Origin of the sequence: Methylocaldum sp. 14B, assembly GCF_002005105.1 — a bacterium.
Taxonomy (GTDB): domain Bacteria; phylum Pseudomonadota; class Gammaproteobacteria; order Methylococcales; family Methylococcaceae; genus Methylocaldum.
In genome coordinates this window covers 1-17,990 of sequence record NZ_MSCV01000012.1, presented here as the reverse complement: position 1 = coordinate 17,990, position 17,990 = coordinate 1, and the positions used below count along the sequence as shown (strand labels likewise).

The 17,990-nt window shown below is 60.4% G+C and carries 15 protein-coding genes; 9 read left to right on the top strand and 6 right to left on the bottom strand.

The genetic code is table 11. The annotated features are described in order from the left end of the window. Positions 1–43: 43 nt before the first annotated feature. Positions 44–379, top strand: a complete 336-nt coding sequence (locus tag B2A78_RS10615; RefSeq protein WP_077729970.1) for a hypothetical protein — start codon at positions 44–46, stop codon at positions 377–379. After that, on the top strand, positions 331–954 hold the full coding sequence (locus B2A78_RS10610) for a hypothetical protein (RefSeq protein WP_168175391.1): 624 nt from the start codon (positions 331–333) through the stop codon (positions 952–954). The genes B2A78_RS10615 and B2A78_RS10610 overlap by 49 nt, the downstream gene beginning before the upstream one ends. A gap of 447 nt (positions 955–1,401) precedes the next feature. On the opposite strand, the gene B2A78_RS10605 is transcribed toward B2A78_RS10610, so the two are convergent. Continuing rightward, on the bottom strand, positions 1,402–2,043 hold the full coding sequence (locus B2A78_RS10605; protein ID WP_077729968.1) for a hypothetical protein: 642 nt from the start codon (positions 2,041–2,043) through the stop codon (positions 1,402–1,404). 489 nt (positions 2,044–2,532) lie between these two features. Here B2A78_RS10605 and B2A78_RS10600 point away from each other — a divergent pair, with 489 nt between their 5' ends. The 3 genes from B2A78_RS10600 to B2A78_RS10590 all read left to right on the top strand — a co-directional run bounded on the left by B2A78_RS10600 (position 2,533) and on the right by B2A78_RS10590 (position 4,043). Then, a complete protein-coding gene (locus B2A78_RS10600; RefSeq protein ID WP_077729967.1) occupies positions 2,533–3,291 on the top strand; it encodes an alpha/beta fold hydrolase in 759 nt (252 codons plus the stop codon). Positions 3,292–3,373: 82 nt separating this feature from the next. Beyond that, positions 3,374–3,691, top strand: a complete 318-nt coding sequence (locus B2A78_RS10595) for a hypothetical protein (RefSeq protein WP_077729966.1) — start codon at positions 3,374–3,376, stop codon at positions 3,689–3,691. Between the two features lie 49 nt (positions 3,692–3,740). Next, positions 3,741–4,043: a hypothetical protein gene (locus B2A78_RS10590; RefSeq protein ID WP_143735143.1), complete on the top strand. Its 303-nt coding sequence runs from the start codon at positions 3,741–3,743 to the stop codon at positions 4,041–4,043. Between the two features lie 204 nt (positions 4,044–4,247). Here the strand turns inward: B2A78_RS10590 and B2A78_RS10585 are convergent, their stop codons facing one another. Beyond that, complete coding sequence (locus B2A78_RS10585; protein WP_077729964.1) at positions 4,248–4,625, bottom strand: thioredoxin family protein; 378 nt, start codon at positions 4,623–4,625, stop codon at positions 4,248–4,250. A 69-nt stretch (positions 4,626–4,694) separates the two neighbouring features. Beyond that, on the bottom strand, positions 4,695–5,006 hold the full coding sequence (locus B2A78_RS10580) for a Rieske 2Fe-2S domain-containing protein (protein WP_077729963.1): 312 nt from the start codon (positions 5,004–5,006) through the stop codon (positions 4,695–4,697). Positions 5,007–5,527: 521 nt separating this feature from the next. Between B2A78_RS10580 and B2A78_RS10575 the strand changes: the two genes are divergently transcribed. Further along, positions 5,528–6,679: a Glu/Leu/Phe/Val dehydrogenase gene (locus B2A78_RS10575; protein WP_077729962.1), complete on the top strand. Its 1,152-nt coding sequence runs from the start codon at positions 5,528–5,530 to the stop codon at positions 6,677–6,679. A gap of 434 nt (positions 6,680–7,113) precedes the next feature. Here B2A78_RS10575 and B2A78_RS10570 read toward each other — a convergent pair whose 3' ends face one another. Both B2A78_RS10570 and B2A78_RS10565 read right to left on the bottom strand, forming a co-directional pair. After that, a complete protein-coding gene (locus B2A78_RS10570; RefSeq protein ID WP_077729961.1) occupies positions 7,114–8,760 on the bottom strand; it encodes a thiamine pyrophosphate-binding protein in 1,647 nt (548 codons plus the stop codon). 67 nt (positions 8,761–8,827) lie between these two features. After that, positions 8,828–10,192: an APC family permease gene (locus B2A78_RS10565; protein ID WP_077729960.1), complete on the bottom strand. Its 1,365-nt coding sequence runs from the start codon at positions 10,190–10,192 to the stop codon at positions 8,828–8,830. Between the two features lie 315 nt (positions 10,193–10,507). Here B2A78_RS10565 and B2A78_RS10560 point away from each other — a divergent pair, with 315 nt between their 5' ends. After that, complete coding sequence (locus B2A78_RS10560) at positions 10,508–11,956, top strand: diguanylate cyclase (RefSeq protein ID WP_077729959.1); 1,449 nt, start codon at positions 10,508–10,510, stop codon at positions 11,954–11,956. Positions 11,957–12,293: 337 nt separating this feature from the next. On the opposite strand, the gene B2A78_RS10555 is transcribed toward B2A78_RS10560, so the two are convergent. Further along, entirely contained in the window at positions 12,294–15,710 is a 3,417-nt protein-coding gene (locus B2A78_RS10555; RefSeq protein WP_205780741.1) for an HAD-IC family P-type ATPase, read from the bottom strand. A gap of 374 nt (positions 15,711–16,084) precedes the next feature. Here B2A78_RS10555 and B2A78_RS10550 point away from each other — a divergent pair, with 374 nt between their 5' ends. Further along, positions 16,085–16,726 (top strand): YsnF/AvaK domain-containing protein, encoded by a 642-nt coding sequence (locus B2A78_RS10550; protein WP_205780740.1) that lies wholly within the window; start codon positions 16,085–16,087, stop codon positions 16,724–16,726. A 53-nt stretch (positions 16,727–16,779) separates the two neighbouring features. Next, entirely contained in the window at positions 16,780–17,871 is a 1,092-nt protein-coding gene (locus B2A78_RS10545; protein WP_077729958.1) for a DUF2382 domain-containing protein, read from the top strand. Positions 17,872–17,990: the final 119 nt, after the last annotated feature.

Here is a 17,990-nt window from a genome sequence, read left to right as displayed (position 1 = left end):
GGTCCATCGACCGGTCGAACCCGACGGAATTGCGTAGAAAGCGATGAATAACGTTACTTCATTGATTCGATTGATCGACAACGGGCTCTCGACCCAAGTGATGCTTAACGACGGCGGCATGATCTTCGGGTTTTGGCCGCACGACATCATCGCGCGGGGAAATGTAGAGGCGGGGGTTGTCGTGGTAAGGGGGATGGTTTGCGTTGACTGTCAGCCGCCGCAGGACCGCGTCATTCCGCTATGCGACATCGGCGGCGTGTTCAGCGAGCGGCCGCGACAAACCTTCATGGCTGACCCGGCGTTTTTCCAGCGCAACCCGGTACCGAGGGGATGGACGACGATTCACACCTTGCTTCCGAGTACCGTCGCCGCGCGCTGAGAAGAACCGGATCAGGCCGGCATCTCCCGAACAATCCAGTGGTTTATGTTGAGCTCTCTCTTAGCAGGGAGGGGAGCGACAATGCGCACGGGCACATTAAAGGCAAGATTATGGCTTCGTTAGTAAAACATATCGCTTCGATTGAACTGGCGCCCGCCAAAACTATGGGACTCAACGACCTGGGCGTTCCCATCGACGAGACGACGCAGGTGAAAAAGGGAAAATTGCAGGAGTTCCTGCAAACCCTCGACACCGACGCCGTTGCCCGTCGTTACCAGAATGTCCGTTTCACCGCGGTCAAGACGACCGAAGCGGGCCGCCTGTTTTCCAAGTTATTCATCCAGTTCGAAGTGTTCGGCGATGACTGGAGCAGCCGTTGCGACAACACCGGGGTCGATTACGTGCTCTACCGAGGGGACAAGGTTTTGCACCACATCCATCAGGGGAGGATCTTCCTACCGTATTGCCGCAGCTGGTATGAAAACCAGTACGAGCACACCATTCCCAACGAGGTATTCGACGAAGTCACGCGCATCGAATTTGTCGCCAATGCCGATGAAATGCAGCCTGGCTGACAGGAAAGACGAAGCCCGCGCGGTTGCGGCGGCAGAGAAGCAGGCTCACGCCAACATAACGCGGGCGCCGGGCTCCCTGCCCTGTGCTTAAGGTGCGTCCGAAAACAATGTTCCGATTCGTATATCTGGTGTAGGGTGGGTTAGGCGCGCACTCCCACGAAGCATTCGGCAGTCACGGAACTCTTCGCGCGCCGTAACCCACCGGTTGCGCGGCCTTGGTCGGTGGGCTACGGCGCGCGGAAACACCAAAGGAACTTTGCAGGTGTCGTGCGATACGCGCCTAATTCCATTCGGCATTCGAGTGAACATTACGTAGGGTGGGTTAGCGGAGCGTAACCCACCGATTCGAGGTCGCTCGGTGGGTTACGGCCGCGCGGCCTAACCCACCCTACTACGAAATCGTTTTCAGATAGAACAGAATGTTATCGGCGACCAAGTCCGTAACGATCAACTGCCGTTTCCGGTGTCACCGGAGCCGGTTTGCTTTTTCCTCGCGATTGCCTCAGCCAGGTGATCCGCCGCGGCGGTGATTGCGGCGGCGCGCCGGTGCATTAGAGCCAGCATCTCGTTCAGCAAGACTTGAGGATCGTCCTCTACCACGCTTTCGCCCACCAGCCAGCAGGCCAGTGCGGGTTCGTCCCGGCCCAAGGCCCGAGCAGTGTCCCGCTGCCAATCGCTACCGAACAGAAACCGCGCCGCATTGCGAAACAGGTCCCGCTCGGACGCATCGGGGTCGAATACGCGCGTGGCGGAATCGCCCGTCGACGGGTTTGACTCATCCGCACGTGCGTCGAGTGGCGGCTCCTTTTGAGCGGGCGGAGCAGGCACTCTGAACTCCTCGTGAGTGGCCTCGGCCAGGCGCGAGATTTCAGGCAACACCGAACGTATCAGCTCGGCGCCGGCCAGGGGCACCTTCCAGTGGCGTTTCTCGGGAACCCATTGCACCTTCGGAACCCAGCGCAGCATCCGGTGCAGCGTGTCGCTATAGCCCGCCTTGATGATGATGCCATCATCGGTAACTTGTACCCACGGGTTCGGCGGTAAGGGGTTGGCCGCCAGGGCGGCGCGCGCTTGGTTTTCGTCAATCATAAATTCGGTACGGAGACTTGGCCTCGACAATCAAGTGAAGCGAATAGGGTAACGCAGCCTGTCAACCTGGAAACGGCCGTTGGACATGTTCGAGTATGTGGCTTACCAGGTTTCTTTGTTCGAACAAACCCGCCACAAGTGTGGAGAATTGTCGACTAAATTACAAGGTTATTTGTATGGAAATTAGCTTCGTTGCAATACTCCGCAGCCATCGGCGAGGACGGAGCGGCGATAGAATTCGTTCATCCGCCCGCTCGTAATGCCTTATTTTTCCGTCCCGCAACAGCAAACTCGACTGACCGCTCCCACCCTAATCACACCGAAAACATCTGCCTCACGCACTCAGACCACGGTTTGGCGCGACAACTGCTTAGTGATTGAAAAAGGCCTGAATCGTCCCGTTTGCCGGAACGTGCTTCGTCCATACGGTGTCGATGTGACGGCCTTCGCAAGGGTATCGATGAGGATTGACAGATTGCGGGGTGTGCGATGATCGAGATTTCTGCGGCCGACGGCCACGTATTTTCCGCTTATCGGACCGAGCCGCCGGACGCGCCCAAGGGTGCGGTGGTGGTGCTTCACGAGGTGTTTGGCGTCAACCGGCACATTCGGACGGTGACCGACGCATTCGCGGCGAAGGGTTATATGGCCATCGCGCCATGCCTCTTCGATCGGGTAAAAAAAGATGTCGAGTTGAGCTATGACGACGCCGGTGTTGCCGAGGGTCTGGATCTCGCGCGGCAGGTAGGACTGACGAACGCCATCGCCGACATTCAGGCGGCGGTCGATGCCGTCGCCAGTGCCGGCAAGGTGGCTATCGTCGGCTACGATTGGGGCGGCTACCTGGCTTACCACGCGGCCAACATGGTAAAGGGACTGGCTTGCGCCAGCATCTATTACGCCTGCGGGGTGACCCAGGATTTATACGGAAAGCGGAAGATTCAGACGCAGCTGCATTTCGGGTCTCTCGATCCGTATATCCCTTTCGAGCTGGTCGTTCAATTCCGTTCCGCCAGACCGGACGTCAGCGTTTACGATTACCCGGCGGGACATAGCTTCAACTGTGAAGAGCGCGATACTTACGACGCTTCGGCGGCCCAGAAGGCATTCGAGCGTACCTTGACGCTGATTTCCCACAACTTGGAAGGACCGCCTCCCGTCACCCTGAAGAACGCGGGAAGCTACGCCTCGGCGAAAGTCGAGAAGAAGAAAAAGCAGGCTTCGGACGACCTCGGACCGCCGCTGTAACGGGAAAGGTACGAAATCCCGAGCAGTTTCGGCGTCTTGGGTTCGGAGCCCGCCGAGAGTTTGAGAAAGAGTCGGAGTGGTTATGACGGTCATCGAGCGCGATTTCGGGAAGAGAACACGCCAGACGATAAGGCGCTTCGGGGAGCTCTTGTGCCTGGATGCCCTGCATGAAGCCAATATCAAGGCTAATCCGGTGCCTTACCTCGAGCGGGCGAGCGAACGCATCTTTCAATTGGAACGGGCTTTATTCGAAGCCGCCCAGGCCGTCGCGCCACCGGCGGAAGGCTCTCCGTCAGGCGAGTGGGTTCAAGTCGACAAGGCGGAGTACGAACGCCTATTGCGCTGCCGCGACATCGTCGAAAAAGCGCTCGCCGAGCATGCGAGGGATGAGGAGTTTTAATCATCGGGCGCGGCCCGGTGCTCGATTTTTGGAGACTTTTGCTATGGCCATGAATCTTAGATCGTTTTTCAACGGCCCCGAGTGGGCGGAAATCGGCATTCCCGACTGGTTTAAGGGACGAGCGGAGGCTTTGATCGCCCAGCTCGGCGACGACAATCCCGATGTCCAGGTATTCAAGGACATTCTTGCCGCCGGGCGGATCGGGCAGGAGGCCGTGATGCGTGCGGATAAGCTGGCCGGAACGACCAAGAACGCCGATGTCTTTCTCCTCGCCGTCGACATCGCGACCCATGGATTTACCGTATTGCAGGTGATCGCACAGATGGTTCCCCTGCGCCGGAAAGCAGCCTAGGGGCTTTCCGATCACGTACGCCGGAGCCCGGCCGCCCCCGTGCTGCCTGCCGGCAAGCCCACTGGTACGTGCTCATTCCTCCTGTGACTGGGAGTTGCGTACCGCCGGGGTGGCGGGAAACCGGGAGAGGTCGCGCCAAAGCGGTCAGGACATCCCCTGCCCCACGAACTGATCGGCCGGATAAAACAGAATGCAGCCGGGCGCTCAGCCCGAAACCGCGGCCTTGTCCCGAGCGTCGAGTTCCGCGCGGATCTTATCCATGTCCAGCGCCCGGACATGCTCGATCACTTTTTCCAGCGAACTGGCGGGCAATGCGCCGGATTCGCGAACCACCACGATCCTGTCTCGCAACACCATCAGCGTCGGCACCGAGCGGATATCGAATCCTTGCGACAGTTGGCGTTGTTGATCCGTATCGATCTTGCCGAAAAACAAATCGGGGTGTTTTTCGGAGGCGGCTTCGAAAACCGGCGCAAAGGCGCGGCACGGGCCGCACCAGGTTGCCCAGAAATCCAGAACGACGATGGGATGGGTTTCGATCACCTGCTGAAAGGTGTCGTCGGTGACTTCGATAATGGCCATGACTCAAATACCAGGGTTGTTGGGGTGGAGAAAGAGGTCGGCGCAGGTTCGCTGCACCGATGGCGAAAGCTAGCCGGTGATGTCCACCTGTACCATGCCGTTCTGCAGGCGCATGGGATATTCCTTCATCTGCCATCCGGCAGGTTGCAGAGACTTGCCGCAGCGACCGTCGAACACCCATCCATGCGCGATGCAATAAAGAATTCTGCCGTTGAAATCGCCCTGGCCCAGGGAAACGCCTTCATGCGGACAACGCGCTTCATAGGCTTTCGGCTCTCCGCCGTCCGGCCACATGATGACGATCTCTTTGTCGCCCACCTTGCAGGGCACCAACTCCCCTTCGCCGATCAGGCTTTGTTTGCAAACGTCTTCATAGGCCATAAAGGGTCTCCGGATGATTCAAACCAGGCCGGGGTCGATCGAAATGCGCCATTTTCGGTTCAGACAGGACCATGCCTGCAACGACACCGTAGGAGCGGCCTCTTTGCACGGTATCCAGATTTTTTGTGGCGCGTATGTATTGGAAGCGATAAACATGCCATCGGTTTGCAACGGCAATTTCTCAATGATTTCAGGGCGATCGTCCCTCGATGCAATGTCCGGAACTGGACAAACCCGACAAACCTGATTGCTGTTTTCCGAAATCGGCAGAGCCTTACGACTATCTTCTTGAATGATGCGGCGCCTTACTCCCGCCTGGCACGCATGCAGGGTGACGAAAAAAGAGGCCGGCAGGACGGTCGGGAGTTTGGCCGAACGATAGGCCTCTCATTCAGAAAGCAGAACAGTGATAAAGTTGGTCGTAGTGCGTAGGCAGGGCTTCGCTCGGAGAATTTCCTGAACTTGGCCTGTCCGCGCGGCCTCCTTGACTGGGCATCAAACCGGCACATCGGTGAATCGAGATGAACGCGAGCGATGTTTTTGGGTTTGCGGACGCATTGGGTCCCGCCAGGATCATTCACGTTTATGAACCCTCCGCAGGGTTGAAAGGCATTCTGGTCGTAGACAATGTTGCGAGGGGTCCCGCCATCGGGGGATTGAGGATGGCGCCCGATGTCAGCGTGGCGGAATGCTTTCGTCTCGCCCGGGCGATGACGTTCAAAAACGCGGCCGCCGGTTTGCCTCATGGCGGCGCCAAGTCCGTCATTTTCGGCGATCCCAAAATGCCGGGACCGGATAAGGAAAGACTCATCCGCGCTTTCGCCTCGAGTTTGAGAAACGAAAGGGATTATATTTTCGCGCCCGACATGGGTACCGATGAAAACTGCATGGCCTGGGTGAAAGACGAAATAGGCCGTGCCGCGGGTTTTCCCAGCGATCTGGGCGGCATTCCGCTGGATGAAGTCGGCGCAACCGGCTGGGGGATTTATCAGGCCACGGAAATTGCGGCGCGCTACTGCAATATGAAGATCGACGGCGCCCGAGTCGTGATCCAGGGGTTTGGCGCCGTCGGCCGGCACTCGGCGCGCTTTCTGGCGCAAGCCGGGGCAGTCTTGGTCGGCGCATCCGATAGTCGGGGCGCCGTTTACAATCCTCGCGGCCTGGATGTCTCGGCTCTGATGGAACTGAAAAAGACGGGAAAGAGCGTTTCCGACGTTACGGCCGGGGAGAAACGGGACCGGGACGCCGTGATCGACATGGAATGCGATATCTGGATTCCCGCCGCACGGCCGGATGTGATCAACGCGGCGAACGCATCGCGTCTCAACACCAAACTGATTGTCGAGGGGGCCAACATCCCCGTCACCCCCGAAGCCGAAAAATTCCTGCACGAGCACGACGTGCTCTGCGTTCCGGATTTCATCGCCAATGCGGGCGGCGTGATATGCGCTGCCCTGGAATATCGCGGCGTCACTCAAGCGATGGTATTTTCGTCGATTGGGGAAAAAGTGCGAAGCAATACGGAGCAGGTCTTGGAGGCCGTCAGTACCAAAGCCATTCTTCCGCGGCACGCCGCTTTGGAGCTCGCCGAGCAACGGGTCAAAAAAGCCATGTCTTACCGGCGCTGGTCTTTATTTTCCTCGGCGGATGATAATCCTAGAAGCGGCAGTTGACCGCTTCGATGCACCAGAAACGCCCGATGAATCCTGAACGCTCGGTCTGGTATCAGTCTCACCTGGTGGGTGAAACCGCTACGCACCCGATTGCACGACGGGCGGGCCGCCTGGCGGCGTTGCTCCTTCTAACAGGGGCCGACCCTGCCGCGTCGTCGCGCCTGGCCAGTCGACCCACCCGCCGCACACTCGAGTGCGTCCAACTGCCGTTTCTAGGATAATAGCCGTAGGATGTGGTGAACGAAGTGAACCGCATCGTTCGAGCGACCTCGGATCGGCGGGTTACGCTGCGCTAACCCGCCCTACAATAAATATTCATTTGAATACCGAATGGAATTACTTCACCCAAAGGCGCTTTCCGGTCGCCGCTCAGAACAGCAGCGATGGCCAGGAGCGGGTAGTCCAAGTTTGGTTCGTTTTTCGCTGACCCAGCTTCAGCCCTTGACCCTGGATTTCAAATGCTCCGCAAGGCGCCTCATGGCCGACGAACTGTCATCGGGCGCAAGGCGAACATTGATGATGCTTGGCGTGGCGCGGTCTGCGAGCGATTTGACGAGCGCCTCCTCAAACGCTTCCTCATCGGGCGCATCGTATCCGTTCAGCGGACCGAAAAGCTCGCCCAGCCGGTCGAAACGCCAACAGCCGATGTCGTTGAAAGGCCCGTCGAGGATGAACCGTTCGGTGCTGTAACCGCAATTGTTGAAAACCACCACGATGGGAGCCAGGCCGAAGCGTACGTGCGTCGAAAGCTCGGTGCCGGTCATTTGAAACGCGCCGTCTCCGACCAGGATGAGCGCACGATGATCCGGACGGGCGATTTGCGCGCCGAGCGCGGCGGGCACCGCAAAGCCCATCGTGGTATAGAAAGCGGAGGACAAGAACTCGCTCCGCTCGTAGACCTGTAGGTCGATCGCGGCAAACAGGCAATCGCCCACGTCGCAGACCACGATCATGTCGGAGGTAAGCGCCCGATTCAGCCGTTCGATCAAACGGGCGATCGTCATCGGCCGGTTCGGTTCGGGAAACCCGCTCGCTTCAGGCACGGCGGGCGCCGCCGGGAAGGTTTCGCTCCGAGCTTTCACCGAGCGCGCCAAGGACATGACGAAATCCGACAGGGTGACGCGGGGATAGCGGTGATAGCGGATCACGACTTCGTTCTGGGCCGCGCGCACGATGCGATGGGGATCGAGACGCGCGGTGTAGATGCCGGTATCGATGTCGTTCAAGGTGACTCCCAGCATCAGCAGCAAATCGGATTGCTCCACCATGTAACGCGCGTTCTCCGAACTCATCGCGCCTTCATAGACGCCGAGATAGGCCGGGTGCCGCTCGGCAATCACCGACTTGCCGGTCAACGTGGCCGCCACCGGCAAGCGTGCCCGTTCGACCAGTTCGACCAGAGCGTCCTGAAGTCCGCGTCGATGCAGTTCGAGGCCCGCCAGAATCGTCGGCGATACCGACTTCGTCATGAGCTCCGCGGTCTCGGCGACCGCTTCCGATAAGGCGGCTTCATCGCTCGAAGGCTCTTCGAGCGGCTCTTCCGGCACCGAATAGCCTTCAGCCATGACCAGATCGCGCGGGAGCTCGATGTAAACCGGTTTGCACGACCGGCGGGCGGTCGCGATGGCGCGGTCGATTTGGCGAAAGGCGATGACCGGGTCATCGAGCACGACCGTGGCGCAGGTGATGCGATCGAAAATCTCGCGCTGAAACGTGAAGGGGCCGAAGCGGTGATGAATCAGTGGATCTTCTCGCTGTTCGCGCACGCCCGGAGCACCGCTGATGACGACCACCGGCGAGGACTCCGCATGGGCACCGGCGACCGCGTTGACCGTATTCAGCGCTCCCACGCCGTAAGTCACCGCCAGCGCGCCTATGCCCTGGCAGCGAGCATAGCCGTCCGCGGCAAAGGCGGCGGTGTCCTCCCGCGTGGTGCCGATGTGCTGGATCGGGCTTTTGACCATCAAATCGTAGAAGCCGAGCACATAATCGCCGGGAACGCCGAAGATATGTTTGACACCGGCATCGTATAGACGCTTGAGGAGGTATTGTCCGATAGAATCCGATTTTGCAGTGCTCATGACGATTTCTCCGGTACTTTCAAATTTGACTGTTTTGGCCGCTTCCGATTGCGTATCCGTAAGTCCATCATCGTTTCCGGGCCAGCCTCGGCCGGCCGATCCACCACCGGTTGACTCCCCACAACACGATGCCGACGCCCAGCAGCGCGAGCGAGATCGCGTAGTCGCTGGCCGGCCGTCCGGACAGTACCGGTAGAGCCAGATAGCCGCAGAAAATCGCGCCCAGCACGGGCGTTCCAGGCGGCGCCCGGAAGTGCGCATGCTCGACTTTCTCCCGGCGCAGCACCAGACACGCGATATTGACCCCGGTGAAAACGCACAACAAGAGCAAGGCCGTGGTGCCGCCGAGCTTCCTCACGCCATCCTCGCCAGCCGTAACGACCAACCCGACCGCAATCGCGGTGGTGAACAGGATCGACACCCATGGCGTGCGCCGGGTCGGATGCACGGCGCCGAACACCGGCGGCAGAATCCGTTCGTTCGCCATGCCGTACAGCAGCCGGCTGGCCATCATCATGTTGATCAGGGCCGAGTTGATCACCGCAATCAGGCCGATGCCGGCAAATACCTTCAGCGGAAACGCCGGCGCACCCACGGCGACCACCTTCAAAAGCGCATCGGATCTGGCGGCCGAAAGCGTCTCGGCCGGAATCAGCAGCGAAGCGGTAAGCGCCACCAGCTCATAAATCAGGGCCGCGGCAATCAGCCCCGACAGCAACGACCGCGGGAAAATCTGCGCGGGGTCCCGGCACTCCTCCGCCATGTTTACCGCATCCTCGAATCCGACCATGGCGAAGAAGGCCAAGGAAGTGGCCGCCGAAATCGAGAGCAGCAGGTTTCGGTCCTCGGTGTCGAATTCGAGGAGCCGGCTAGGCTCGCCTTGACCGCTCCCCGCCGCGTACACGCCTATGGCGATGACGATCAAGAGGCCCGATATTTCGACGCCGGTCAGTACCATATTGATCTTCACCGACTCGGCCACCCCTCGAAAGTTGATCAGCCCGAGAACGAGGAGAAAACCGACCGCCACCGGCAGCACCGGCCAGGGAGCGAACGGCTGGAGGTAGGTAGCGGCGAATGCGCGAGCCGCCGCCCCGGCGGCCGTAATGCCCGAACTCATCACGGCGAAGGCGACCAGGAAGGTCAGGAACGGGATTTTAAACGCCCGCTGGGTGTACAAGGCCGCGCCGGCCGCGCGGGGATATTTGCCGACCAGCTCCAGGTAGCTGAACGCGGTGAGGAACGCGACTCCGAACGCTACGAGAAATGGCAGCCACAGCGCTCCCCCGATCTGGCCGGCCACGCTGCCGACGAGGGCGTAGATGCCGGTGCCGAGCACATCGCCGATCACGAAGAAGAACAGCAGCTTGGGACCTATCGCCCGCTTCAGCGCCGGCCGGCTCTCAACCGTGGGCTCGCCGGTCTCGCTCATCTCGTCGTCTCGCCATAGCGGACCCCGGCACAAAACAGCACCCGAGAATGTGTTTCGGCGATGCTCCGATCGTTCCCTTGCGGCACTGGGTGCTCCGAGGCAGTAATCCGCATTTCTCACGGATAGAGTGTGCATTAAGAACCGAAAACCTGGAAACTTGTTTTACCATGCTCGTTATCAGGTTATTGCTAAAATTCCATTTAACAAAGGCGCAGGTTGAAATGCAGTAAACTTATCCGCCACCTTAAAAACGCAGTCCTCGTGATCCCCTCGACGGTCCAATCGAAGCTCGTTGCCGCACTTCAGCACAAACGAATGATACTGGCTCGCGTGCTGACGCTCGTCGTGATGTTGAGCGTCGGCGGAGTCGGGGAATCTATGGTACGGCTGGAACGACAAAACGCCGAACGCGAGCAGCGCAGCCAGGTCATCAGCGAAGTCGGCCAACTCAGAGCCGCGCTGGAAAGCGAGCTTAACGCCACGCTGTTTCTGACGCAGGGCATGATCGCCTATGTCACCACACGCTCGACCCTCGAACCCGAGGTGATCGAACCGATGCTCAAAACGCTCTACGAGTACGGACGGCATGTCCGCAACATCGGACTTGCGCCCGGCAATCGCCTGACCTACATCTATCCGCTCGAGGGTAACGACAAGGCGCTTGGACTCTACTTCCCGGATGTGAAGGAGCAGTGGCCCGCCGTCGAGCGAGCCATCCGCGAACGCAAACCGCGACTCGCCGGCCCAACCCAATTGAAGCAGGGCGGCGTGGGCCTGATCTACCGGATTCCGGTATTCCTCGGCGCCCAGGGAGACTATTGGGGGCTGCTCAGCATGGTGATCGATATCGAAAGCCTGTATGCGCACGTCGGCGTAGCGCCCAATGTACGGGGATTACAGCTTGCCTTGCGAGGCAGGGACGGCACCGGTTCGGAAGGAGAAACCTTCCTGGGCGACGACTCGTTATTCGATACCGATGCCATTATCGCCGAGGTCATTACACCGGGCGGAACCTGGGAACTGGCAGCGCGGCCCGACCGTGGCTGGGGCCGAGGCGGCCACTTCGGCTGGCTGCGCGGCGGCTTCTGGCTAGTCGGAATCCTGTTGGGGGGCGCCTTGCATCAAGTCCTGCTCTTCGCCGTCCGACGCGAACAACTCTCGGAGCAGCTGCGAGAACGTACGATCGAACTCGAACAAAGCCATGCCATGCTCATCGCGGAAGTCGACGAGCGCAAGCGTCTCGAAGAAGAACTGCGCCACTTCGCGTTTTATGATGCTTTGACGCGGCTGCCCAATCGCCGTTTGTTGCTGGATCGCCTTCATCAGGCGCAGCTCGCGAGCGCGCGCCAAAGATCCCATGTTGCCGTGATGTTTCTCGACCTGAACAATTTCAAGGAGCTCAACGACAATCACGGCCACGATATCGGCGACCGACTCTTGATGGATGTCGCCCGACGCCTGCAAAGCACTGTCCGGGAAAGCGACACGGTCGCGCGTCTCGGCGGCGATGAATTCATAGTGATGCTGGAGGGACTCGGCCCGGAGGCGGAAAAAGCGCGGAATTACGCCGCCGCCCTTGCCGACGATATCCGCAATGTGCTGGGTCAAGAATACGTCCTGGGCGATATCCGGCACCAATGTTCGGCAAGCATCGGCATCAAGCTGTTCCTGGGCACTAACGAGGACCCCGACCAGATTCTCAAGGATGCCGATATGGAAATGTACCGAGCCAAACAGCGTTCCGGCAGGGTGGCTTGGGGCTGAATGTAAACGATCGATGACGGTAAGACACACTGTCGGCAAAGGATTGCCGACCTACGCCCCTATGGCGCGGAGGTCGTAGGGTGGGTTAGGCGCACTATACCGCCGATCGATGCCGAACACTGCGCTTCACGTGCGCCGTAACCCACCATAGTAGGTCGGAAATCCCTTTCCGACACACGGTCGGCAAAGGATTGCCGACCTACCATCCTAGAGCAGTTTCCGTTCGTCGCTCAATCGCGGGCTAAAGCCTGCTCCCACAGGCCGTAAACCAATCCGACAACCACCCTATAATCCGGCAGAAACGGCATGGCAGTTGGCGCATGGCCTCCCCATCGGCTTATTGGATGATTTCATGGCGAAAGGAAGACGCGTCTTCCAAAGGTTCGATATGGGTCACGATGAGGAGATTCGGAATGACCTCGCGGATATCGGACTCGATGCGCTCCAGGAGTTCGTGTCCCTCCTGGACCGTCATCGCGCCGGGTACGAGCACATGCAGGGTGATCAGCCGCTGGGTGCCGGCGACGCGGGCGCGGAGGTCGTGGAACTGGATGCCTTGCCGCCGGTAGTTGTCGAGAATGCGTTCGATGCGATGGCGTTCCTCGGGAGGTATGGCGGCGCCGAGCAGCCCGGAAAGCGAGCGCAGTATGAGCTGGGTGCCCGAGACCACGATATTGAGGGCCGCCAGAAGCGCGATGGCCGGGTCCAGCCATTGCCACCCGGTCAATGCGATTCCGCCCAGCCCTGCCAGTACGGCGCCGGTGGTCCAGACGTCGGTCATCAAATGCTTGCCGTCGGCCTCGAGCGTGATCGATCCGGACCGGCGTCCCGCCCGCAGCAGCACCCTGGCCACCGCCAGATTGACCAGCGCTGCCGCCACCGAAACCAGCATGCCCAGATTGATCGCCGCCAGCGCCTGAGGATGCATCAGGCGATCCCAGGCCGCCCAGGCAATGCCGGCGGCCGCCACGACAATCAGCGCGCCCTCGAAACCGCTGGAGAAATATTCGGCTTTACCGTGCCCGAACGGATGGTTCTCGTCGGCCGGTCGCGCGGCCAGCGTGAGGACGACCAAGGCCGCCGCGGCTCCGAACAGGTTCACCAGGGATTCGGCCGCATCGGACAGAAGCGCCACGGAACCGGTCACGAGATAGGCGACCGTCTTCAAGGCGATCGTCACGAGGGCCGCGAAGATCGATAGCCAGGCATAGCGGGTGAGCGGGGCCTCCGGCGATCGCGAAGCGGTTACTTCATTCCGACCATCCTCAGCGGCGCGACGAAAATAGCCGGCGAGAAAATTACCCGCCGCCCGGACGAGACGCCTCGCCGCATAGTACAGAACCATGGGGCCGGCGACGGATAACAGCCCGCCGAACATGGCGATCAGCCAGTCGTCCCGGTGTAAGGGTTGCAGACTCAAACGCGCGGCCAGCCAAGGCGTCTGCACCAGAACCAGCGACGATCCGACGGTCGCAACGACCATCAGCCAGGCGGTCTTCGTCCGCAAACGGCTCAGAACGGCAGTGGCCGCCGCACTGGCGCAGGTCAGCGCCACCATCGCCATGGCGCGCGCATGTTCGACACTGCCGCCCGGCAGAAGGCTGCGGTCGTAGGTCCACAAGATCAGCGCAGTGATCAGAGCTCCGATCGTGGCGATCAGGAACCACTCCCCACCCGAGAAAAATCGCGCCTCCCGGCGCTTCGGCACCAGCCGTAGCGGCCCGCGCGCCGGCAGTTCCTGAAACACCAAAAGCGCCGTCGGGTGGATGAGCGTCTCCAGCCAGACGATATGTACGGGCAAGTACAGGATGGGATGCCCGATCAGCGGAATGAAGGTGGCCGTAATGACCAAGGGGATGTGGATCAGCAGCAGATATTGGAAGCTGAGCTGGAGATTGCGGAATAGCTGCCGCCCCTCGGCGATGGCCCGCACGATGGTGCCGAAATTGTCGTTGAGCAGGACGATGGAAGCGATTTCCCGTGCGCTACGGGTACCGCGCTCACCCATGGCGATGCCGATATCGGCAGCCTGAAGCGCCGGAACGTCGTTCACGCCGTCGCCGGTGACGGCCACGATCTCGCCTTCCGCCTTCAATGCCCGCACCAGGGCCAGCTTCTGGGTAGGCAGGGCGCGCGCCACCACGTCGACATCCGGACGAAGAGAGGCACCATCATCGAGACGGCGGACCAGTTCGTCGCCCAGAACGATGCCGCCCTTCATCCCGATCTGCCGCGCCACGCCGCCCGCGGTCGCCGGGTGATCGCCGGTGACCATCACCACGCGGATGCCGGCGGCGCGGCATTCCCGCACCGATTCGATCACGCCGTCCCGGATCGGGTCCTCGAAAGCCAGCAATCCCAGGAACCGGCCGCCGCGGTCCGGTTCGCCGCCGCTCCAGGCGCCATCCAGATGCCAGCATGCGCAAGCGAGCACCTTGTGGCCTTCGGCGGCCAGGCGGTCGACCCGCGACGCCCAATCGGTCCGTTCCACCTCGCTAAGGTTTACCAGCGCCAGCAAGACTTCAGGAGCCCCCTTGCTGGCCACGTGTATCCTGTCGCCGATCCGCACCACCACGGTTTCGCGGCGGCGCTGCTCGGTGTAGGGATAGGTCTCGAGCACGACATCGGCAGCGGCCGAAATCGCACGTTTCTGAACGCGTTCGAGGATCGCCGTATCCATGGGATCGCCGGATTCCGCACGGGACGCAAACGCCGCCCATCGGAGCAGTTCATCTTCGGAAACGTCCGCGCCGGGGGCCAGATGTTCGAGCCGAAGACGGCCCTCGGTAATCGTGCCGGTCTTGTCGGAACAGATGCAGGTGATGCGACCGATGTTCTCCACCGATACGCCGCGCCGGACCAGCGCCTTCCGCCGCGCCAGCCGATACACGCCGACGCCCAGAAACAGGGTGAATACCACCGGAAACTCTTCGGGAAGAGCCGCCACCGCGAGGGTCGCCGCGCTGACCAGGGCGTCCACCCAGCCGTGGCCTTGATGCAGCCGCACGCCGGCCAGAATCAGGCAAAGCACTCCGGCAGCCGCGATCAAGAGCGTCACCAGGTTGGAAATGGCGGTCTGCAACGGCGTGCGCTCCCGTTCGCCGGCGGCCGCGGCACGGACGATCTCGCCGTAAAGCGTTTGCCCGCCCGTATACACTACCGTCATTTCCGCCTGGCCGGTCAACAGGCGGGTACCGGCGAATCCCCAATGCACATCGTCGATCCAGGCTGATTCGTCGAATCGCAGCGGCATTGCTCTGAGAGCGTGCTTCGGCACCGGATACGCTTCTCCGGTCAGAGACGATTCATCCGCCTGCAATTGCTCCCCGACGGAGATCAACCCGTCGGCCGGAAAAGCCTCGCCGGTCTCGATCCGCACCCGGTCGCCGGGAACCAGCTCGGAAGCGGAGATTTCCAATAGCGCACCGTCACGGACGACACGGGCGGTCTGAGCAAGCTGCCGGCCGAGTCCTTCAGTCGATACCTGTGTCCGGCGATGCAGAAAGGCATCCATGCCCAGCAACGGCAGAATGGCCGCCATTAGCGTCATCGCCTCGGCATAACTGCCGAGCACGGCATAAATGAGACCGGTTCCGACCAGGAACCAGATCATGGGGTCCTTGAGCGTATCGCGTGCCAGTTCCAGCCACGGACTGCCGGCGATTTCGAGAATGTCGTTCCGGCCATATCGTTTTCTGCGTTCGGCGATATCGATAGAGGACAGTCCGCGTGGGTCATGCGGAAGATCCTTCATTCGTACAGCGGGAATATCGCGACGCATGGCGGTGACGGTCTCTTTGGAAGGAAGCGGCCGGCCGAACCGGGCATTCTGGATAGTTGGCCCCGTATTATCGGCGTCGATGCCGCCGAATGTCACCGTTGCCGTCGCGACACAAGACCTGGATGGTTCTCCGCGTGCAAATAGCGTCGGAACTTGGCGGTTCGCGGGGAACTCCGCGATGCTGTCCGTTTCCAAATAGAAACATCGGCGTTACTTGATAAGGAATCGAGACATCAGGATGCAAAGAGGAATCACTTTAGTCTCGCCGCGCGAATCCGCATTCGCGGGTGTACAGAATCCACCGCCCTACCAGTCCGAATCGGAGACCTCAAGCTAAGCCGTACGCCATGGAAAGCTCATTCCAACCCGGTGCGGTAGTCGTCAGCAGAGACGGTTTACTGGGTTTTGTCGATCCCGCATTCCTTCCCATCAACGAACAGGCCGTAGTGCAAGTGCAATTCGAGCGCGGCGAACGGCTGGTGATCCCCGTGAACGTCCTCGATCGGCAGGAAGACGGAACCTATGTTCTGCCCATGACCTTGGCCGAAGCCATGACCACTTGGCGGGACCCGTCGGAAAACGGCGAAACGCTGACCATTCCCGTAGCGGAGGAACGACTGGTACGGCAAATCCGCAAAATCGAAACCGGGCGGGTGCGCATCACCAAACGCATTTCTACCCGGGTCGAAGAGGTCGATGATCCACTAATCCAGGAAACGCTTCATGTCGAGCGGGTCGCCGTAAACCGTCCTATCGATGAGCCGGTGCCCGCCCGGCATGAAGGCGACACGCTGATCATTCCCGTATTCGAAGAAACCCTGGTAGTGCGGAAGCAGCTGATTCTGAAGGAAGAGCTGCACGTGACCCGACGCAAAACGGAATCGCACCGGCCGCAACAAGTGACCCTGCGGCGCGAGGAAGTGTCGGTCGAGCGGGTTCCTCCGGAGAGACAGACGACGGACCTTGAACAGCCTGGAGTCTCAAACTGAGATGCCTCAATGTTTTTGATCGTATTTTTTAACGTTCGGACGAGGAGAAAGCCATGATTAACACAGTGGTTGGATTACTGGATAACCGATCGGAAGCCGAAAAAGTCGTGCACGACCTCGAGCGTGAAGGCTTCGGCCGAGATCACATTCATGTCATGACCAGCGATGTCGAATACGAGCGCGAGCTAGGCGCAGCCGGTGGAGCCCAGAAGGAATCCGGCCTCCGCTTCGTCCTTTCCAAGCTCGGGCTGCTGGAAGAGCGCCGGCATGAAATCGGGCTTCCTGCGGAGGACATCCGTTATTACTCTGAAGGCGTACGCCGCGGCGGCCTCCTGGTCACCGTCGAAACCGACGAAAGCCACGCCGACCGTGCTGCAGAGATTCTGGAGGAACACGGCGCGGTGAATATCGAGGAGCGCGCGGGTCAATGGCAGCAGACCGGCATGACACAACAGCCGACCATGGGCAAAGCGGGCACTACTACAGAACCTATGCGTACCGCCGAGGAAGCGAAAATCCCGGTCGTCGAGGAAGAGCTGAAAGTGGGCAAGCGCGCCGTCAAGCGTGGCGGAGTCCGCGTCTATACCCATGTCAAGGAGCGGCCGGTTGACGAAGACATCACTCTGCGCGAAGAGCACGTCAACGTCGAACGCCACCGGGTCGACCGTCCCGTGTCGGACGCAGACATGGCAGCCTTCAAGGAAGGCACCATCGAGCTCACCGAAACGGGGGAAGAAGCTGTAGCCTCCAAGGAAGCACGGGTGGTTGAAGAAGTCACCGTCAGCAAAGGCGTGACGGAACATATCGAGACCATCCACGATACGCTGCGTCGGACCGAGGTCGACGTGGAAGAATTCGGCAGAGGCGCAGCCGAAACACCGTCCGGCTTCGAGCGTTTCGATGCCGATTTTCGCCAGCACTATTCGACCCATTTCGGCAATCAGGGACAGCCTTATGATCGGTACCTGCCCGCCTACCGCTTCGGCCACGCGCTGGGTAGCGATCCCGCCTACTCCGGCAAGGACTGGGCAGCGCTGGAACCGGATGTCCGGCGTGTGTGGGAGAAAAAACAGCCGAGCAGCAAATGGGACCAGATGAAAAACGCGATCCACTATGCCTGGGAACGCGCGCGGGGTCATCGCTGAATGCATCCGGCTCGCCTAACCCTTTAGGAATTTCCTGAGAAAGCCCTCTCCCCTCTGGATGGCGTCGCGAAAGCGCCTCTTCCACTGGGGAGAGCACAGCTGCCCGGTCAGCCTGGAAT

Coding starts and splice junctions, on each gene's coding strand:
- B2A78_RS10615 (WP_077729970.1), top strand. CDS start 44: ATGAATAACGTTACTTCATTGATTCGATTGATCGACAACGGGCTCTCG.
- B2A78_RS10610 (WP_168175391.1), top strand. CDS start 331: ATGGACGACGATTCACACCTTGCTTCCGAGTACCGTCGCCGCGCGCTG.
- B2A78_RS10605 (WP_077729968.1), bottom strand. CDS start 2,043: ATGATTGACGAAAACCAAGCGCGCGCCGCCCTGGCGGCCAACCCCTTA.
- B2A78_RS10600 (WP_077729967.1), top strand. CDS start 2,533: ATGATCGAGATTTCTGCGGCCGACGGCCACGTATTTTCCGCTTATCGG.
- B2A78_RS10595 (WP_077729966.1), top strand. CDS start 3,374: ATGACGGTCATCGAGCGCGATTTCGGGAAGAGAACACGCCAGACGATA.
- B2A78_RS10590 (WP_143735143.1), top strand. CDS start 3,741: ATGAATCTTAGATCGTTTTTCAACGGCCCCGAGTGGGCGGAAATCGGC.
- B2A78_RS10585 (WP_077729964.1), bottom strand. CDS start 4,625: ATGGCCATTATCGAAGTCACCGACGACACCTTTCAGCAGGTGATCGAA.
- B2A78_RS10580 (WP_077729963.1), bottom strand. CDS start 5,006: ATGGCCTATGAAGACGTTTGCAAACAAAGCCTGATCGGCGAAGGGGAG.
- B2A78_RS10575 (WP_077729962.1), top strand. CDS start 5,528: ATGAACGCGAGCGATGTTTTTGGGTTTGCGGACGCATTGGGTCCCGCC.
- B2A78_RS10570 (WP_077729961.1), bottom strand. CDS start 8,760: ATGAGCACTGCAAAATCGGATTCTATCGGACAATACCTCCTCAAGCGT.
- B2A78_RS10565 (WP_077729960.1), bottom strand. CDS start 10,192: ATGAGCGAGACCGGCGAGCCCACGGTTGAGAGCCGGCCGGCGCTGAAG.
- B2A78_RS10560 (WP_077729959.1), top strand. CDS start 10,508: ATGATACTGGCTCGCGTGCTGACGCTCGTCGTGATGTTGAGCGTCGGC.
- B2A78_RS10555 (WP_205780741.1), bottom strand. CDS start 15,710: ATGAAGGATCTTCCGCATGACCCACGCGGACTGTCCTCTATCGATATC.
- B2A78_RS10550 (WP_205780740.1), top strand. CDS start 16,085: ATGGAAAGCTCATTCCAACCCGGTGCGGTAGTCGTCAGCAGAGACGGT.
- B2A78_RS10545 (WP_077729958.1), top strand. CDS start 16,780: ATGATTAACACAGTGGTTGGATTACTGGATAACCGATCGGAAGCCGAA.